This window comes from Neobacillus drentensis (assembly GCF_036965645.1).
Classification (GTDB): Bacteria; Bacillota; Bacilli; order Bacillales; family Cytobacillaceae; genus Neobacillus; species Neobacillus drentensis_D.
Window position 1 is genome coordinate 1 of sequence record NZ_JBALPZ010000198.1, and the last position, 217, is coordinate 217.

Here is a 217-nt window from a genome sequence, read left to right on the forward strand (position 1 = left end):
TTCAATAAATTTAATTTTTCTTAAGGTTTTCCTTTTAATATTTCTGTCCGTATTAAATTCTAGACCACATACACAACAGTATGCGTCTTTCACAATGTGTATCTGATCTCTTTCTTCTATTAATGGATATATCATGACTTCCCTTCTTTTCTAGGTATTAGTTCCTAACAAAGAACAATATATGTTCATTATAAAGAATATGTAGAATTTTGTAAAT